This is a genomic window from Tissierella praeacuta DSM 18095 (assembly GCF_900128955.1).
Lineage (GTDB): Bacteria > Bacillota > Clostridia > Tissierellales > Tissierellaceae > Tissierella > Tissierella praeacuta.
The window spans coordinates 1-19,660 of record NZ_FQTY01000012.1; the positions used below are offsets into that span (position 1 = coordinate 1).

Here is a 19,660-nt window from a genome sequence, read left to right on the forward strand (position 1 = left end):
CTGCTTAAAATGAATATACGCCAATCATAATGAAATGGTTGGCGCACAAAGTTTTTATTATTTTCACTGTCTACTTGACAGGGGCATGTTCATATATTTCATTCTTGTTTTTTATAATAATCTCTCTTGCCTAATTATCTGCTAGTGCTTCTTCCATATTATCTAGGGGTTCGTCTATATCTTTACTTTCATTTGGTAAAATATTATTCTCTTTATTTGTAAAAGAAGTTATAACATCTGTTAAATCTATACCAGTTATATCCTTAACTGTTTGAAAACCATTTGTTGTAATATCAGTGATTAACTTTGTTAGTTTTGCTGCACCTTCCCTACCACCATTATCTATTATAGTTATCTTATCTACTTGCTCCATTGGTTTAGCCACTTCTGCCATTATTTCTGGTAACTTGCCTACTACTAATTCTACTATAGCTGCATCACCATATTTTGCCATAGCTTCTGCTAATCTGTCCTTAGATTCAGCTTCAGCTATACCCTTTGCCTTTATTGATTCAGCTTCAGCTATACCTTTTGCCTTTATTGCCTCTGCCTCTGCTATGGCTGCAATCTTTAGGGCATCTGCTTCTGCCACTGCCTTAATTCTTATAGCTTCTGCCTGTGCCTCAGCCTGTTTTATAGATCTTATTTTCTCTGCTTCAGCATTTACTTCTGTTTCATATTTCTTTGCATCTGCTGGTTTCTTTATTTCAGCTACAAGTCTCTCTTCCACTACTGTAGCATTCTTCTTAGCCAAAGCCGCTTGCTGCTCTGCCACTAAAGACTCATTTTCGATCTCTTTCAATTTATATGCCACGTCGGCATCTGCCTTTGCTCTGTCCTGTTCTGCTCTATAACTCTCTACCTTTATTGATTTATCTCTTTGACTTTCTGCTATTTCCGTTTCAGCTAATAGCTTAGCCCTTTCTCCTTCTCTTATTGCATTTGCAGTACGTATTTCTGTATCTCTTTTTCTTTCAGCTGTAGCAATATCAGCATCTGCCTTTGCAGAAGCAATTTGAGGTATAGCCCTATTCTCTAAGTAACCTCCTTGGGTAGATATTCTAAGAATAGAATATGATATAAGTAACAAACCCATAGAATGTAGTTCTTCCCTAATATCATCTTCTATTCTTTGCTCAAATGCTGCTCTATCTTCATTTATTTGCTCTACAGTAAGAGTTGATATTATCCCCCTTAGCTTACCTTCTAAAATTTGTTCTACCATACTACTAATAACGCCTACTGTGTTCTTTGCTCCGCCATTGCAAAACTGCTCTACTGCTTTAAGTATGCTATTCTCTTCATTATTGACTTTTACTATGGCTGTACCTATTATGTTTACAAATATCCCTTGTTTAGAAGGTGCTTCATTTACATCTGTAGTCATACTAATATTTTCTAAAGAAATTGTACAAGAAGTTTCTAAAAATGGAATCATAAATCCGCCTTTACCAGATAGAACCCTTTTCTTTAAACCTGTGATTACCATTGCCTTATCTGCCGGTACTTTTCTCCAGAATAGTAGCAGAAGTATTAAAAATATTACTACTCCTCCTAATATAAATATATACTGCATGGCAAAACCCCCTTTTTGAAATTATATAAATTTAATAATCATTATATACCTTTATGCATTTATGTTAAACAATATTTTAACAATTGTAATGTTTTTGTAATACAATATATAAAAAGAATCCTTTAGAACTCTTTCTTATGGATTAATACATTAATAAATTTCAATGTAATTTCCATTTTCAATCTCTCTATAGGATTCTCTAAATCAATATTACAAATTTGTTGTATCTTTGCAATTCTATATCTTACTGTATTACTATGAATAAATAATTTCTTTGCTGCAATATTACAATTTGATTCACTTTCTAAATAAACTTTTAATGTAGATATTAATTCTTCCCTATCGGGCTCTTCTAGTAATGGATATACCTGAATAAAATTATTATTAAAATCTTTTCTCTGAATATTCTCTAAGCGAAATAAACCAAAGGGTCCCAAATCCTCATAGGCTATCATTTCTCCATCTGTATAAATATAAGATCCAATGTCTACAGCCTTTAAAGAACCAACATAACTTTCCCTTATACGACAAATATCTTCTACCATATCACCTATACCTAATTTTATTTCTCTATCTTGAAAATTATTTTTTATTTCTTTGAATATACCAGCAAAATCCTTTTTTACATTCATAACAATATCTTTATTATAGTCTTCCACATCGTATATAAGTATTATGGTATTGTCATCTAATATACCAAATATAGATTTATCCTTTGAAAGATTTAACAAAAATGTAGTAGATATTTTTTCACGATCCTTATAAAAAGATGGATTATTTTCATTTTGCTTTATACATATACATATAAATTTATTTTCTATATTCAACTTAAAATCTTGAATACTATTTATTGCTTTAATTAAACTTTGTTTAGAATCTAATTCCTCATTTATCAAGGATTTAATTAAATCATCGTAAAAACGTCTTTCAAAAGAGTTCATAAGATAAATCTGTTCATATATCTCTAAAAGCAAAGTATAACTAAGTCTTAAAACAAATAAATCATAATAATCAATTTTAGCATTATGTTCCCATACCATTAGCTTTGATACTGTTACACCCTTTATCACTATAGGCATTATTATAAAAGGACATTTTTCTTTATCTTCTATATTTGTTATTCTATATATATTTAATTTATCACACAATATTTCTTTCTGATAATTAAATGAAAAATCATCTTCTTTATTAAAAGAAATATCATCTTTCAAAAAAGGTTGTTTCTTAGGATAATCAAAAATTCCCTTTTCCAAAATATCAACTATTGATAATGGAGAGTTCAATTCTTCCGAAAGACATATTATTGTTTTTTCAATCTTCTTATGAAAATCATCACTTCTCAGTACCAGTTTATCTGCATTTTTTTTATCAATAATATGCGTTATATATCTATTCATAACAATTGAATTTACAGCATTTATTATATCTATCCAAGCTACATCATTGGGAACATTAATTAGTGGAAATCTCAACTCATCACATAAATCTATTATTTCCTTTGGAATATCTCCCAAATATCTATTAATTTTCACCGCCAAACAAGTGGAATTTTGTTTAGATAGAAATAATATTACTTCTTTAAAAAGCTCAATATTATCCTTGAATAAATAGCCTGAGGAAAGCATAAACTCCTTACCTTTAACCCATTTATATCCATCTGGAGCATCAAAAAGTGATACAGCTTGTATTTCCCTATTTAGTCCTTCTTTTCCTGCAATTAAATAATAGTCTCCAAAAAATTTTGTTTTCAATACTTCCCCAACTGTTACTCCCATCTTCCATTTTCCCTCCTTATTTAGCCTATTATGATTCTATTTATTATATTATAGCATATAATAGACATTCTTCGACAATGTCAATAAATAAATAACCTCCTAATTTTAGGATTACCTATTAAAATTAGGAAGTTATCTAATATTATAATACGTTTATATCTTTTCTAAATAATCCATTGCACCTTGGATAAGTAATGCTGCACCTTTCCAAAGTATCTCTTCATTTATATCAAACTTAGAATTATGATGAGGATAATATTCTCCATTAACTGCTCTAGGAGTGCTCATGAAGAAAAAGGTACCTGGAACTTCATTTAGAAAATATGCCATATCCTCTCCACCCATTGCAGGCTTTTTCATCTCAACTATATCCTCTTCAGGAATAATTTTCTTTGCAGATTCTATGAAATCCTTGGTAAATTCTTTATCATTTACTAAGGGGGGATATCCAAAGACATATTCATATTCATAAGTTCCCCTCATAGTTTCAGAAATACCCTTTGCAAAATCTTCTATTCTCTTAGCTATATTTTCTCTTACTTTTTGGTCTACTGCCCTTACAGTTCCTTCTAATTCTACACTATCAGGAATTATATTATATGCAAATCCTCCATTAATCTTTCCAATGGTAACAACTGCTGGATCAGTTGGACTTAATTCCCTGCTAATTATAGATTGTACATTGGATATAAAATATCCTGCCATAGCAATTGGATCTACTCCTGTTTCAGGATAAGCACCATGACAACCTTTGCCTATTAACTTTAATTTAAACCTATCTAAACAAGCCATCATATTATTATAGGATATCATGATTGAGCCTTCTTTACTATTTTCAGTTAAATTTCCCACATGAAGTCCCATAATGGCATCTACTTTTGGTTCTTTCAAAGCACCATCTTCTATCATTGGTTTTGCTCCACCAGGTCCTTCTTCTGCAGGCTGGAATATTAATTTTACATTTCCCTTTATCTTGTCTTTATTTTCATTTAACACTTTAGCCGCTCCTAAAAGAATTGCCGTATGAGCATCATGACCACAAGCATGCATATTGCCATTCTTTGATGCAAATGTAAGTCCTGTTTCTTCTTTAATAGGAAGGGCATCCATATCCGCTCTTAACGCTATTGTTCTTCCTGGTTTCTCTCCCTTTATAAGTCCTACTATACCAGAAACTCCAATGTTTTTTCTATATTCAATTCCCATTTCTTCAAGTTGTTTAATTACATATTGGGAAGTTTGTTCCAAATTTAATCCTATTTCAGGAATTTGATGTAAGTCTCTTCTCCAATTTATAATGCTCTTTTCTACTTCCTTGGCAGTTTTAATTATATCCAATCTAATTCCCCCTTATATTAATAAATAATGATTTATAATACAAGATACCTTTCTATCATAGCTATATAAAAATGAACTGATTCCATTAGACTATCTATTGTTATATACTCATTTGGCTGGTGAGCCATAGTTGAATCTCCTGGTCCATAAAATATACAAGGTATTTCTTTAGCCGGTAAAAATATTGATGCATCTGTATAGAAATTTACTCCTTGAGCTTTAACCTCTCTACCAAACTCTTCTTTAATAGTTTCTTCAGCTAATTTAACAAATGGATGATTTGGTTTAGTTTCCACAGCCGCCCTATCATTTAATATTTTAATATCTGCTTTAAAATCATCTATTTCTGTAGCTAATTTTTCAATTATTCTTTCAAAATCCTTTGCAATTTCACTATGAATCATACCAGGTACAGTTCTCATATCTATGGTAATACTACATTTATCTGGTACAACATTGGTTTTTACTCCACCATTAATAGTAGAAATATTCATTGTAGGATGACCAAGAGTTGAATTCTCTTCATATTTAAATCTATAGCTTATTAACTCAGATAATAAGGCGTTCATATGAGTCACTGCATTAATACCTTTCTGAGGAAAAGCACCATGGGCAGTCTTTCCATAGGTAGTTATCTCCACCCAAAATGCACCTTTTTCTGCAATATTTATTTTACCTGCACTTGGCTCTCCAATAATTATTGCCCCTACTTCGTCTAATCCTCCATCTTGTACAAATTTTACTGCACCTATACTGTCTATTTCTTCTCCTGCAGTAGCAGAATAAATAAAGTCACCTTTCAATTTCCATCCTGCCTCTTTTACGGCTTTAAGTGCTATAAACATTGCTGCTAATCCACCCTTCATATCAGCAGAGCCTCTACCATAGATTTTTCCATCTACTACTTTTCCACTATATGGATCATAATCCCACTGAATATCTCCTGGAGGAACAGTATCTAAATGCCCATTAAATAATAGTGCCTCTCTTTCACCAGTACCTCTTAGCCTTCCTATTACATTTCCTCGGTTATTTCCCAAATCATCAACTACTGATTCCAATCCAATCTCATCTAGCCTTTGTTTTATAAATTTAGCTAGAGGCAATTCATCTCCTGGCTCATTTACAGTCCTAAATCCTATCATCTTTTGAAGTAAATCTATTGCTTCATCTTTATCAACTAATTTTAATATGTTACTATCTTTCATTACGTCCCCCTCCAATGCCTTATTATTTTTTATTGTTCTTGCTTTGTTTTCTTTTTATATGAAGTTGTAGCAAAAATTATTGTACTAAATACACATAAAGGAATTAAAATATATACTGGTAATATCTTTACAACTCCTAAAAGGAATAATGTTAACCCTATGGCAAAAGCCCCATATTTTGGATACTTAACTGCGAACATTGCAAACATTGCTCCAAATATTGACGGCAATACAAATTCAAAAGCCTTTAGTATTACTGGGGGAAATAATTTCATCAATTCATTCCCAGCAATTGCTGCTATTGTAACTACTACTAGATTTGTAATAATTGAGCCTGCAATTCCTAATGTAGCTACTATTTCTGCCTTCTCTGAACCCGGTTCAACTTTTAAAGCTTCTTGAGCCACTGCTGCACAAGGCACCCTCATATTACCTATGTTTCCTGCCAAGAAAGACATATATGTTCCTGCCACTCCTAATATTGGGAAATATGATATAGGTTCAATAAAATAATAAGTGCCGTAAATTGATAATATTAAAAACCAGCCTGTCATTATTGCACGAAATGGTGGTAATGCTCCGTATCTTATCCATAAATAAATTGGTGGTAAGAAACACAATGCTACTGCAAGAAGCAATGTCCATTTTCCTGTTCTAATTATGGGTTTTGTAAAACTTTCATAATAATCTTGATTTTTATTATTTTCCATTTCTATCCCTCCTAGTATCCTACATATGCTACTGCTGCAATCATTCCTACAACCATTGCTAATCCTAAGTTATATTCTGTAATCTTAGGATATTTTTCTCCTAATTTCCCAAAGATTATCATTGATATTCCTGCTGCTAATGCTGCTATTAACCTTCCGCTGCCTGCTATTAAATGTCCTCCAACTAAATATGCCATTGCACCTAACATAGCAGCTCCACTTATTTCACCTGTAAGCTTTGGATCTCCTTTTGAGACCTTATGTCTCAAGCCCTCTAGTTTATGAGTAAATAACCCAACGAATAAAAGCCAGCCAATACCATTTAAAGTCATTGTCCAAACAGAGTTAGCATATTCTAATGCTCCATAACCTTCTCCACCGAACTCTACACCCATAGCCTTTGCACCCATAGTGGATGCTGCTAATTCTGTTGGTGCTGCTCCAATTATAGCTAATCTTATCCAAGTCATTGGTCCTCCTACTACTGCCATCATACCTAGCATTACTACAAACACTGCTACAGCAGGTCCTATTGCTGATACTGCTCCTATTCTAAATGCATCCTTTGCTTCTTTTTTAGTAAGTTTTACAATACTAGCTGTTTGAAATGCCTTTTTAGAAAATATAATTGCTTGAATGGCTACTACTATTACTACTGGTAAACACATTAGCCATAGTATTGGATCATTAGCTACCTTTAAGTATTCCTTCATGTTTATTGCCTCCTTCATATTTTAATTTGTATTTTTATATTACTACATTCCTCATCAATAAAATTTGTGAGTATTTAAGATATTAAATATGGATTTTGTAGCTTTGTATTTTTTTATAAAATATCTATTCTTTTTGTACTTTTGCACTTTTATACAAAAAACATAATATTCTTGTCATATTTACATAAAAAGAACTTCCTTTTGGTGAATCACCATAAGGAAGTTCTTTTTAACTACTATTCTTTTAATTATCTTTTATATTCTATGATTTTAATTTATACTGTAAACTTTGAAACTACTTTTAATAAAGATTCTGATTTTTCTTTTGCCAACTTTGCCAACTTAATAACATCATCTGACATTTCAGTTATAACTGATGTTTCCTGTGCTATACTTGTAGCCCCCTGTGCTTCTTCATTAGCAGCAATTGCAATTTCATCTATTGCTCTTACCATATTTTGCATTGAAGCTAAGAGTTCTTCAGACGTAGCACTAAATTCATTTACCACATCATTTATTCCTATAGAATTTTGACCATATTGTTCACTGGCATTAACCAGATCTTCATAATCATTTAATACCTTCTTATCAATAAAATCTATTATTTCACTGGAATTAGATGAAAGATTATTAACGGCTTCAAATATTACTTTAGTTACTTCTTGTATTCTAGAAACCGTATTCTTAGAACCTTCTGCTAATTTCCTAATTTCATCTGCAACAACTGCAAATCCTTTACCTGCTTCACCAGCCCTAGCAGCTTCAATAGCAGCATTCAATGCTAGTAAATTAGTTTGTGAAGTTATCTCAAGAATTGCTTCAGACAATTCATTGATTTGATTAACTGCTTCTGATTGTTTAATGGCAGTCTCTAAATCAATTTTTGTATTTCTATATATTTCAATGGCAGCTTCTCTTGAAGATATTGCCTTTTTCTTCATTTCTTGACTCATATTATTTATTTCATTTACCATAATTGCACCTTCCTGTGCCTTACATGCAGTAGATTCAATAGCCCTTTCAATTTCTGTAGATGTGGCACTCATTTCCTCAGTAGATGCGGCATTTTCCTCAGTTCCTGCAGATAATTCTTCCGTGGTTGCCGAAATCTCTTCTATGCTTTTATTAAGTTGCCCCATATTTTCATCAATACTTATAAGCATCTGACTTACATTAAAGGATTCTTCAGCTACCTCTTTTATAATATCTTTTACAGATTGCTGCATAGTATCAATGGCATTTGCTAAAATACCCGTTTCATCCTTCATTTCCATCAATTTTATGGGTACTGCTCCTGTAAAGTTTCCAGTTGCCACTACATTTAAATAATCGGAGGCTTCTTTTATAGGATTTGAAATACTTCCTGCTATAAAGAAAGTAATAACTAAACCAATAAGAATATAAATAATTGAAATAATTAACATTGAAACTGCTAAACCATTTACTTCTGACATAACTTCTGACTTTGGTGCAGTTATGGCTAACAACCAATTAGTTCCTTCTACTGGAGCAAACCCCATATATTTAGCAATACCTTTATAAATATATTCTCCAACTCCATCTTCTTCTTCAATCATTCGCTTCTCCATTTCAGCAAAAGATTGTAACTCAGGATCATCTTTAGCATCTTCAATAATATTATCCATTTCCATAACAAGGCTTCTATCTTTATTAGCTATAGTTGTCCCTTGCTTATTTATCATAAAAACTGCACCATTTTCCCCATATTGCATATCACTGGTGAAATCACTTAAAACATTTCCATCTCGGTTAGCTATTAGTACTCCTTTTATAGTACTACCCTCTTTAATAGGAACTGCATAGCAAATCACTACTTTATTATCAGTCTTGCTTACAATTGGATCTGAAACTACTACTTTACCCGATAGTGCCTCTATGTAATAATCTCTATCTAAAATATTAGAACTTATTCCATTGGTATTTCTCGAATTGCCATTGATATCTGCTATATTCATATCTATATGTCCACTTCGTTTCACTTCAATATTTAATAAATCTAACTTTTCATCTAAGGTTAATTCATCACTTTTTATCCAATGACTCTCTGCCAATGCCTCTAATGCATTAAACTGAACTCTCATTCCTTCTGTAACAACCTTTGCATCTTCTTTTGCCATTTGATAAAGTGATTCATTAATACTTTTTGCCAAAGCTTTTGATGCTGTTTTATAAGATATAAGTCCAAGACCTATACAAACAACAAACAAAAGTACTCCATAAGATAAAGTTAGCTTTGTTTTAATACTCTTTAATTTCAAATATACCCCTCCTCAGTTAGCATAAAATATAAAATAATGTATTTTTTTGTAGTTTATTGTATAATTATATATTAATATCTGTATTAGTTATACTATGTGGATATCAAAGTCATTGCCTTGGTTGTGACAATTTTATACTATCTATATCCAATATGATAATATAAAATTATTGTCAATTATTTTAAGGAGGGAACCCTTTGACAACTAATGTGAAATTTGGTGAATGTCTATCCTTTTTACTTTCCACTTTGGATATAAGTATGAGTCAATTAGCAAAAGCTATAAATGTAGATAGTTCACTTGTCAATCGTTGGGCTAATGGAAAAAGAATTCCCGCATATAATACGGTATATATTGAAAGTATTACTGAATACCTTTCAAAAAATATTAAGAATTCATTTCAAGAACAACATATAAATGAACTTTTTATGAAAGTGTGTAAGAATGATGAGTTTAATGGTAATATAATAGAAAAAACTAGAAAGGTATTGTTGGAATCCCAAGGATATTCCATTGAATGTAAAAAAAAAGAGCAAAAACAAAAGAAAGAACAATCAATTAATGAAAAACAAACTTCTAATCTTTTAGATATAAAGCAAATTCATTCTCATAATCATGATAATATTAATTTTTCAAATCAAACTATAGCTTTATCAGATGAAGACAAAATAATTTTCGGAATTGAGAACATTGTTTCTGCTCGTATTTCCTTACTTGAAATTGCAGCCAATCAAGAACATGAAGATAATAAGATAATTTATATCACTTATAATATGAATAAAATAAATACTTGTTATAAATTAATTTATTGGCGAAAGACTTTGTTAAAAGCTATAAATAATGGATGGGAAATAATTGTCTTATTAAGATTGGATAATAATATTAATAGAATAATGGAATTCATAGATTTTATATATCCAATTATTATAACAGGAAAACTGAAAATATATTATTTTAATAATCATGACACTTATTTAACAAATAGAGAAATATATGTAATTTCTGGAATTGGTGCATTATCTTGTTTCCCAGAAAACCTTGGTTGGGAGATGAACTGTGGTTTTTATTTAAAAAATAAATCTGGAATAGATATTCTCAAAAACTACTTTAACAAATTTCTTGCAGATCATGCCCACCCTATTGTGAAATATTATTCAAAACATACAGAATATTACAATGACTTAGTAGAATTTGAAGAAAATATAGGAAATCGCTTTCAATATAAATATTGTTTTAGTATGCTTATGCTAACTAATAACCTGTTCCAAAAATTTCTCAAGAAAAAAAAGGTTCCCAATAATGAAGGAATTATGGCCTTAAATATTCATAAGAAAAGATTTAATACATTTCTATCAAATATACAGTACTATAAATATACAGATATATATTTAACTAACTCTATTAAATATTTAATTATAGATAAAAAATTTCATTTTGACTACTCTACTGGTACTGAAATAATTAATTTAGAAATTGAAGATATCATTGAAATTTTACAAAATATAATATATCTTCTTGAGACATATGACAATTTCAATATAGCCTTTATGCCTCAAAATGCTGTTACATTATTAAAAAATCCTAATTCATATTGTACAGTTAAAGATAGACATTATATATTATTTAAAACCTTTAATTCTCCAGAAAACATATCAGAAATACAGTTATCTATTGAAGAGCATATGATTGTTAAAACCTTTAATGAGTATTTTAAACAAACCTTGAAACAAATTGCCCCAGTTAATAAGGAGAAAAGCCAAATCATTAAAATGCTACAATATCATATAGATATATTAAATAAATAAGTAATAAAAATGGTACCTAGTACCATTTTATTACCTATTTATAAAAAATCCTTTACCTGAGATAAATATATAAATTCAATTCCTTGGTCTTTTAACTTTTTAGACATCTTATCTATTGTATTTATTGTTATCTTACCTCCTTGACCTCCTACATGACCAATTCCTATTGCATATCCCTTATCTAAAGCTATCTTACTAAGTTCCTCCATGGCATTTGATATATAATGTTCAGTCCTTTCATTATCTAAAAAAACATTTCTTTGAAAATATACTACTCCTAGTTCTTTGCTTATTTCTTCGCAAATATTAGATTCATCTGTTTTACTATTTAAGAAATAAATATTTTTTTCCTTAGCTATGTTTAAAATTTCCTTCATAATAATTTCATCTTTCATAATTTTAGACCCCATATGATTATTTATTCCCTTTGCCCATTTCAATTGTTCTAAGGCATCATAAACAATCTCTTTAATTTCATCATTACAAAAATTTGATCTTATTGCCCTAGGACCTAACCACTTCGGATCACCTTTCTCTGGCTCCATTGGTAAATGTAATATTATCTCCATTCCAGCTTCATAAGCTTTTTTTGCATCTATCTCCGTGTATTCAAGAAATGGCATTACAGCTGCAGTAATAGGTATATCAAGTTTAGTTAGCTCGTCTATTCCTTCTCCATTATTTCCTAAATCATCTATAACTATGGCAATGCATCCTTTAGAACCAGTACTTGTTTCAATAGACTTTTTCATGAAAGTAAATTTAATAATACAAAAAAATATAATAATTACCAGAAAGAAAATCTTTAATGTTTTCTTATTTATAACAATAAGCATAAAAAACCACCTCTAATTTATTAGAATTTAATCCATATACTAATATATGAACTATATGCTAATACTATTAAAGAAGTTAATATTTATAATGATAATAGTATTACAAAAAATATAAAAAAGAAGCTTCTCAAAAATTCACAGAATTAATGAAAAGCTTCTAATATTACCAAAATGTTAGCAAGTCGGCTTCATAACTTTGCATACCTATTGATTTCAATGGTTTTGCAATTTTATTACATCATGCCGCCCATGCCACCCATGCCGCCCATACCTGCCATAGCTGCCATTGGGTCTTCTTTTTCTACATCTGCTACTGCACCTTCTGTAGTAAGTACCATAGCTGCTACAGATGATGCATTTTGTAATGCTGATCTAGTTACCTTAGTTGGATCAACTATACCAGCTTCAATCATATTTACATATTTTTCATTTAGAGCATCGAATCCTATTCCATCAGCTTCTGCTCTTACCTTTTCAACTATAACAGAACCTTCAAGTCCAGCATTAGCTGCAATTTGTCTAACTGGTTCTTCTAATGCTCTAACTATTATACTAACTCCTGTTTTTTCATCTCCATTGGAGTTTTCAAGTAATTTAGCCACAGCTGGTATAGAATCTACTAATACTGTTCCACCGCCAGGTACAATACCTTCTTCTACTGCTGCACGAGTTGCTGCAAGAGCATCTTCTATTCTAAGTTTTCTTTCTTTTAACTCAGTTTCAGTTGCAGCACCTACTTGAATTACTGCTACTCCACCTGATAATTTAGCAAGTCTTTCTTGAAGTTTCTCAGCATCAAATTCTGATTCAGTTTCTTCAAGTTGAGCTTTAATTTGTTTAACTCTATTTTGAATTTCTTCTTGACTTCCTTCTCCATTAACTATTACAGTATTTTCTTTGTCAACCTTAACTTTTGCTGCTTTACCTAACATTTCAATAGTAGCTTCTTTTAAATCATATCCTAATTCTTCAGATATTACTTCTCCACCTGTTAAGATTGCTATATCTTGTAACATTTCTTTTCTTCTATCTCCAAATCCTGGTGCCTTAACAGCAACGCAGTTAAATGTTCCTCTTAATTTATTAACTACTAATGTAGCCATTGCCTCTCCTTCAATATCTTCAGCAATAATTACAAGTGGTTTTCCTAGTTGTACTATTTGCTCAAGAATTGGAAGAATTTCTTGGATATTGCTAATCTTCTTATCAGTGATTAATATATATGGATTTTCGTATTCTGCTATCATTTTTTCAGTATCTGTTACCATGTAAGCAGATACATATCCTCTATCAAATTGCATACCTTCTACTACATCTAAAGTAGTTCCCATAGATCTTGATTCTTCTACAGTAATAACTCCGTCATTTCCTACCTTTTCCATAGCATCAGCTATTAATTTTCCTATTTCTTCATCTCCAGCTGAGATTGAAGCAACTTGAGCTATAGCTTCTTTTGATTCTACTTTTTTAGAAAATCTTTTTATTTCTTCTACTGCAGTGTTAACAGCGGATTTAATTCCTCTTTGAAGAATCATTGGATTTGCACCTGCTGCCACATTCTTTAATCCTTCTCTAATTATTGCTTGAGCTAATAAAGTAGCAGTAGTAGTTCCATCTCCAGCTACATCATTAGTTTTAGTAGCTACTTCCTTAACAAGCTGAGCACCCATATTTTCATATTTATCTTCTAATTCTATTTCACGAGCTATAGTTACACCATCATTTGTAATAAGTGGTGCACCAAATTTCTTATCTAATACAACATTTCTTCCCTTTGGTCCTAATGTAACCTTTACAGTATCAGCTAATTGATTTATTCCTCTTTCCATAGCACGACGTGCATCTTCGCCAAACTTAATTTCCTTCGCCATTTATATACACACTCCTTTATTCAATTTTCAGTTAACAACTAACAATTGAGAATTATTAAATACTTAGAATTTTAATATTTTAATTGTTATTTGTTTTTGACAATTATTAATTGTCATTATTCCACTATTGCTAAAATATCAGATAATTTTAGAATTGTTAATTCTTCACCATCTACTTTAATTTCTGTTCCTGCATATTTTGAAAATATTACTTTGTCTCCAACTTTAATTTGATCTTTTTTCTTTTCGTCGTTTGTAATATCAGCACCAATAGCAACTACTTCTGCCATTTGTGGCTGTTCTTTAGCAGTACTTGGTAAAACTATACCGCTCTTTGTTTTTTCCTCAACTTCTACTTTTTTAATTACAATCCTATCACCCAATGGTCTAAGGTTCATTTTATTACCTCCTTATGTTAATATTAGTTTTTTCTTTCATTTTATTAGCACTTACTGTTATTGAGTGCTAATCTTTACAATATATATGTTACTTAAATGAAATCATGTAATCAAGTCCCAATTTAGACTGTATTAAGGTATTATTTGCTAAAATATGGTTTTATATCCATCATTCTTATGTTTTCTCTAATTTTCTATTTTTATCTTATTAAATCAACTATTTTTACTAATATGTCCTAACTAATAGAAATAAAATTAAATGAGAACACCTCGAGGTGTTCTCATAATATCACTCATATGTGCCTTTTACAAGTAATTCTTCTCCATCTAGCATCAATCTCCCCCCGGAGATTACTGATACTAAATTCATATTACTATCTAATATTAATAAGTCTGCATCTGAATTTTCACCAATATATCCCTTTTTAGGATATAAATTTAATGCCTTAGCTACATTTATAGTAAAAAATTGTAATGCCTTTTCTAGTTGAAAGCCAGCTTCTAATACCATATTTTGCATCTCAGCAAATAAACTGGTTACAGAAGAAGCTCCTATTTTTACTAGGTTTCCATATTCATCGTATTTAGACCAACTACCATATCCATCGGAACTAATAGTTATATTTTCTAAAGGAACACCATTCTTTTCTGCCCTTAAAATAACATTAGTTGGAGATAGCTCCTTATATATTCCACAGGTTAAATCTATTAATCCACCTCTTTTAGCATAATGAAAGGACTCTACAAGTAATTCTTCCTTTCTATTTACATGGGTTGGTCTTATGGTTCTAATAGGAATTTCCGTTTCTTCCAGAACTTCATTTATTAGACCTAAACCTTTTCTTCCATTTCCCATATGAGCCACAACTATTCCAGCCTTTCCAGACATCATACCTGCTACTCTTGCATCTGATGCAAGTCTTGCCAATTCATACTTTGATACACTAGGGGCTCTATGATCAGATAATGCAATTTTCACCCCTATTATTTCATCTATAAAAACTATGTCCTTCTTCACTGAATCTGTTAATGTTATGGAAGGATAGCCATAGGAACCAGTATGAATATATGCAGATATTCCTTCTTCTTTTAAAGATTTTGCCTTAGCCAATAGATTTTCTATATTCCTTGTAGTTCCATCAGTTCCTAAAAGCCCTACTACAGTAGTGATACCTCCTTCTATTAATTTAGATAAGGTAATTTCAGGTACTCTGGTTTTGAAACTTCCCTCTCCACCACCACCAGTAATATGAACATGATTATCTATTAAACCTGGTATAAGTTTCTTGCCTGTCCCATCAATTATCTTAACTTTATGACTAAATGATTCTATCTTATCTTCTATTAAAGCTATCTTTTTACCAATTATTAAAACATCTTTTATCCCAATATTTTTAGGACAAAACACCTCTATATTTTTAATTAATAACATAATTACACCTCTTCTTGTATCCTTTTTTTGTCTTCTGGACTCAATTTTGCAATTCCAAAACCTGTAAATGCTAAGATTATTGCAAATACTATTCCCATATAATTTAGTATGGCCCAAGGTAAGTATTCCATTGTAGAAACACCTAATGTAGTTGACATATATGCCCCCGCTGCAGACCATGGTATAAGAGGTACTAATACAGTTCCTGAATCTTCCAATGTCCTAGAAAGATTTTTTGGATGAAGATTTCTCTCAACATATACATCCCTAAATAATTCTCCAGGTATCAATATAGATAGATAAGAATTCCCAGTAACAAAAGCTACAGTAAAACAAGAAGCAATAGTAGACAATATTATACCAGCTGTAGTCTTAACTCTTTTTAATAATTCTTCCAATACTACATCTAACATTCCAGATATACTAATAATGCCTGCAAAACCCATGGCACAGAATACAAGCACAGTAGTACTAGTTACTGATACAACTCCTCCCCTATTAATCAAAGTTGTAACCATAGTGCTAATTTCCCCTTCATATCCTGTCATGCTAACATTGAAACCTTGAATCAAGGATATAAAACCATTTTTAAGAGTAAATCCTTGAACTATCATACCAATAATTACTGAAAAAATACTTGTTCCCAACATTGTAGGTATAGTAGGCAACTTTAGTAATGACCCTGCAATAATAAACACTACAGGTAATAATAATAAAATATTCCAATTAAACATACTATCCAGTTGACCTTGCAATAAATCTACAGTTTCTGGTGTACCAACTTCTCCAGATGTTCCCATGCCCACTATAAAATATACTATTAAAGATACTATAGTAGCAGGTATAGTGGTATAAAGCATATGTTTAATATGTTCATATAGTTCAGAGCCTGCTGCCAATGGAGCTAAGTTTGTAGTATCAGAAAAAGGAGACAGTTTATCACCAAAATATGCTCCTGCTACGACTGCCCCTGCTACTGGAGCAAGAGGTGCTCCAAGTCCTCCAGCTATACCCATTATAGCTACTCCTATTGTCCCTGCTGATCCCCATGATGTACCAGTAATAGTAGATAAAATAGCTGAAATTATAAATGCCGTTACTAATAAGTACTTTGGATTTACAATTCTCACTCCATAGTAAATAATCATAGGTACAGTACCTGAAAACATCCAAGAACCAATAAGTAATCCTACACTCCATAATATTAATGTCGCTGGCAATGCCCTTGCTATTTTTTCAATTACTCCAGCCTGCATTTCTTCCCAACTATAACCTAATCTCCAGGCTATTATTCCAGCAACAAAAGCCGATATGATGATAATAGGCTCTGTCCTAATCTTTAGCACACCTACTCCTAATGTCAGAGATATTACCATAAATAATATTGGAAAAAATCCCTGAATAAAAGTTGGCTTTTTCTTAACTCTTTCTTTCTTTGACATATTATATCCTCCCTTAAAATATTATTAATTCAATATTATATATTGCAATTTTCATGCCTAAATTAAAATATTATAAAGATTTATTAAAATATTCATACAAATTACTACTTTGCTTTATCGAGATAACTTCATAAACTATAATCTTCAAATATATAAATATATCTACATTTAATTCCATGGACAAAATAAACCATGACATGGTTATATATGACCATGTCATGGTTTATAATTCTTCCAAAATTTTTCTTCCACTCTCTGTTATCTTAGAACCCATATTTCCTATTGACTCTATCAATCCATAATTCTCTAAGGTCTTGAGTATATTCCTAATTTTTCCTTCCCCTATTTTTAGGTTCTCATTAATTGCTAATTCAGCAAGTTTAGTTCTGCCTAGAGGAACTCTATTATGTATTTCAAATTGTTCTAAAATCCATACCTCTTCTTTAGATAAATATACCCTTTCTTTTTTAGACTCAACATCCATCATATAGCTATGTAAAGATGATAAACCTAATTTTTCTCCATTATAAATCAAAGTTAAATATTCTACTAAATTTATAAGCTCTCTAACATTGCCTATCCATTCATAATTATTGAGAAATACTATTGTTTCTTTTTCAAAAAATTCCTCTAAACATTCTATCCTTCTATGTTGTAAATTAATATTAATAAAATATTTTAGCAGATATTCTATATCTTCCCTTCTTCTACGAAGTGGTATAGTATGCAATGGCAAAATATTTAATCTAAAAAACAAATCTAGTCTAAATTGCCCTTTTTCTACTAATTCTAATAAATTTTTGTTTGTGGCAGCTATAATCCTTACATCTATTGGAATTTCATCAACTCCACCTACTTTTCTAATACGCCTTTCCTCTAAGACTCTCAATAGCTTAGCTTGAACATCTAAAGGTGTATCCCCTATTTCATCAATAAATACAGTTCCTCCATGAGCCATTTGGAATAAACCTATTTTACCACCCTTAAGAGCACCAGTAAATGTACCTTCTTCATATCCAAACAACTCACTTTCCAAAAGGTTAGATGAAATAGTAGCCATATTAACAGGAACAAAGATACTATTATTTCTAAAAGAATTCATATGAATTCCTTGAGCTAGTATCTCTTTTCCTGTACCATTCTCTCCCTCAATTAAAATAGTGGAATCTGTTTTCGAAAACTTCTTTGCTATTCTTATGATATCCAATGCATCTTTGTTTATAGTTAGATAATCTTTGAAACTATGCAACTTTCTATTGAAAACTTTATTATCAGTATAATTTATTCCCTGCTCTATCTTTGAAGTATGTCTAAGGGATAATATATATCCTGTTTTCCCATAAATCTTAACTTCCCTATATTGAATATATACATCTCGATTTTCAATTTTACCTGTATATGCTCCGTTCCCATTTAGATTTGTATTTTCAAAAGGAAGAAAAGCATCAATTCTTCGTTTAATAATATCCTTCCTTTTAACTCCTAAGATATGTTCAAATTTAGGATTCAAACTTAATACTTCACCTTCATTATTTATAAAAGCAACTCCATAGTCAAGTCCATTTATTATGGTTTCTAACATTGTCTGAGACTCTAAACTTTTCTTTCTGCTTTCATCTATGGATTTTGAAATCTCCACTATATCCCGTATATAGTTTATTACCAAACTATCATTTAAGTATTTTTCCAAATCTAATATTCTGCCTATTTCATGAATAGTTTGTATATCTAAAATTCTTGTACCAATATCTATCAATTTCTTAGGTTTATATGGTGCTAATTGACTTTCCCCAGCAGTAATTGCTGTTTCTAAACATGGGTAAGAAGTACAGTCTGGATAATAAGAATGATATTTGATATGGTCTAATCCCAATTCTATAAGCTGCTCTATAGCTTCGCTAGCCGATTCATAACAATCATTAATAAATAATACATCTTTACCCTCTTCTATACTTATTATTTCACTTATATTCTTATGATCTATAATTCTTTTGGATATTATATTTGGAATATCAGAGGGAATATACCTAATTCCCCTTTTTTTTACATATATACTTGTAAATAAAACAAGGTCAGCATTTACTTCTGAATATTTTAGTTTTGAAACTAAAATATTTTCTGTTTTAAGATGTTTTTTTAACAAATCATTCATCTGTTCTATTAATCTTGTACCAGTATTTTTACTTTCACTTATTATCACTAATTTTTTCAATATATTCACCTTTAATTTTTAAATATAATAATTCTTACTGTATTGTTACTATTAGTATAGCATAT

General features: G+C 30.7%; 14 protein-coding genes. 1 reads left to right on the forward strand and 13 read right to left on the reverse strand.

Annotated features, from left to right (window positions below):
* Positions 1-130: 130 nt before the first annotated feature.
* The 7 genes from BUB33_RS11215 to BUB33_RS11245 form a co-directional block, all read right to left on the reverse strand.
* Positions 131-1,576 carry a flotillin family protein gene (locus BUB33_RS11215; RefSeq protein ID WP_072976358.1) on the reverse strand — a complete coding sequence of 482 codons (1,446 nt, stop codon included), beginning with the start codon at positions 1,574-1,576 and terminating at the stop codon, positions 131-133.
* A 122-nt stretch (positions 1,577-1,698) separates the two neighbouring features.
* The gene (locus BUB33_RS11220; RefSeq protein ID WP_072976360.1) at positions 1,699-3,351 is read right to left on the reverse strand and encodes a PucR family transcriptional regulator; all 1,653 of its coding nucleotides are present in this window, start codon (positions 3,349-3,351) and stop codon (positions 1,699-1,701) included.
* 153 nt (positions 3,352-3,504) lie between these two features.
* A complete protein-coding gene (locus tag BUB33_RS11225; RefSeq protein ID WP_072976363.1) occupies positions 3,505-4,689 on the reverse strand; it encodes a M20 metallopeptidase family protein in 1,185 nt (394 codons plus the stop codon).
* A gap of 32 nt (positions 4,690-4,721) precedes the next feature.
* Complete coding sequence (locus tag BUB33_RS11230; protein WP_072976366.1) at positions 4,722-5,897, reverse strand: M20 family metallopeptidase; 1,176 nt, start codon at positions 5,895-5,897, stop codon at positions 4,722-4,724.
* A 29-nt stretch (positions 5,898-5,926) separates the two neighbouring features.
* Entirely contained in the window at positions 5,927-6,607 is a 681-nt protein-coding gene (locus BUB33_RS11235) for a hypothetical protein (protein WP_072976368.1), read from the reverse strand.
* A gap of 11 nt (positions 6,608-6,618) precedes the next feature.
* Positions 6,619-7,320, reverse strand: a complete 702-nt coding sequence (locus tag BUB33_RS11240) for a DUF5058 family protein (RefSeq protein ID WP_072976370.1) — start codon at positions 7,318-7,320, stop codon at positions 6,619-6,621.
* 275 nt (positions 7,321-7,595) lie between these two features.
* Positions 7,596-9,599: a methyl-accepting chemotaxis protein gene (locus BUB33_RS11245; RefSeq protein ID WP_072976373.1), complete on the reverse strand. Its 2,004-nt coding sequence runs from the start codon at positions 9,597-9,599 to the stop codon at positions 7,596-7,598.
* 197 nt (positions 9,600-9,796) lie between these two features.
* On the opposite strand from BUB33_RS11245, the gene BUB33_RS11250 reads away from it, so the two are divergent.
* Positions 9,797-11,404 carry a helix-turn-helix domain-containing protein gene (locus BUB33_RS11250; RefSeq protein WP_072976375.1) on the forward strand — a complete coding sequence of 536 codons (1,608 nt, stop codon included), beginning with the start codon at positions 9,797-9,799 and terminating at the stop codon, positions 11,402-11,404.
* Between the two features lie 38 nt (positions 11,405-11,442).
* Here BUB33_RS11250 and BUB33_RS11255 read toward each other — a convergent pair whose 3' ends face one another.
* From BUB33_RS11255 to BUB33_RS11280, 6 genes are all read right to left on the reverse strand, one after another.
* Positions 11,443-12,240, reverse strand: a complete 798-nt coding sequence (locus tag BUB33_RS11255; protein WP_072976377.1) for a divergent polysaccharide deacetylase family protein — start codon at positions 12,238-12,240, stop codon at positions 11,443-11,445.
* 233 nt (positions 12,241-12,473) lie between these two features.
* Entirely contained in the window at positions 12,474-14,111 is a 1,638-nt protein-coding gene (groL, locus tag BUB33_RS11260) for a chaperonin GroEL (RefSeq protein ID WP_072976379.1), read from the reverse strand.
* 116 nt (positions 14,112-14,227) lie between these two features.
* Entirely contained in the window at positions 14,228-14,509 is a 282-nt protein-coding gene (locus BUB33_RS11265; protein ID WP_072976381.1) for a co-chaperone GroES, read from the reverse strand.
* A gap of 289 nt (positions 14,510-14,798) precedes the next feature.
* On the reverse strand, positions 14,799-15,941 hold the full coding sequence (gene iadA / locus BUB33_RS11270; RefSeq protein ID WP_072976383.1) for a beta-aspartyl-peptidase: 1,143 nt from the start codon (positions 15,939-15,941) through the stop codon (positions 14,799-14,801).
* Between the two features lie 2 nt (positions 15,942-15,943).
* Positions 15,944-17,383, reverse strand: a complete 1,440-nt coding sequence (gene nhaC, locus BUB33_RS11275) for a Na+/H+ antiporter NhaC (protein ID WP_072976385.1) — start codon at positions 17,381-17,383, stop codon at positions 15,944-15,946.
* A gap of 223 nt (positions 17,384-17,606) precedes the next feature.
* Positions 17,607-19,595, reverse strand: a complete 1,989-nt coding sequence (locus BUB33_RS11280; RefSeq protein ID WP_072976387.1) for a sigma 54-interacting transcriptional regulator — start codon at positions 19,593-19,595, stop codon at positions 17,607-17,609.
* Positions 19,596-19,660 lie beyond the last annotated feature (65 nt).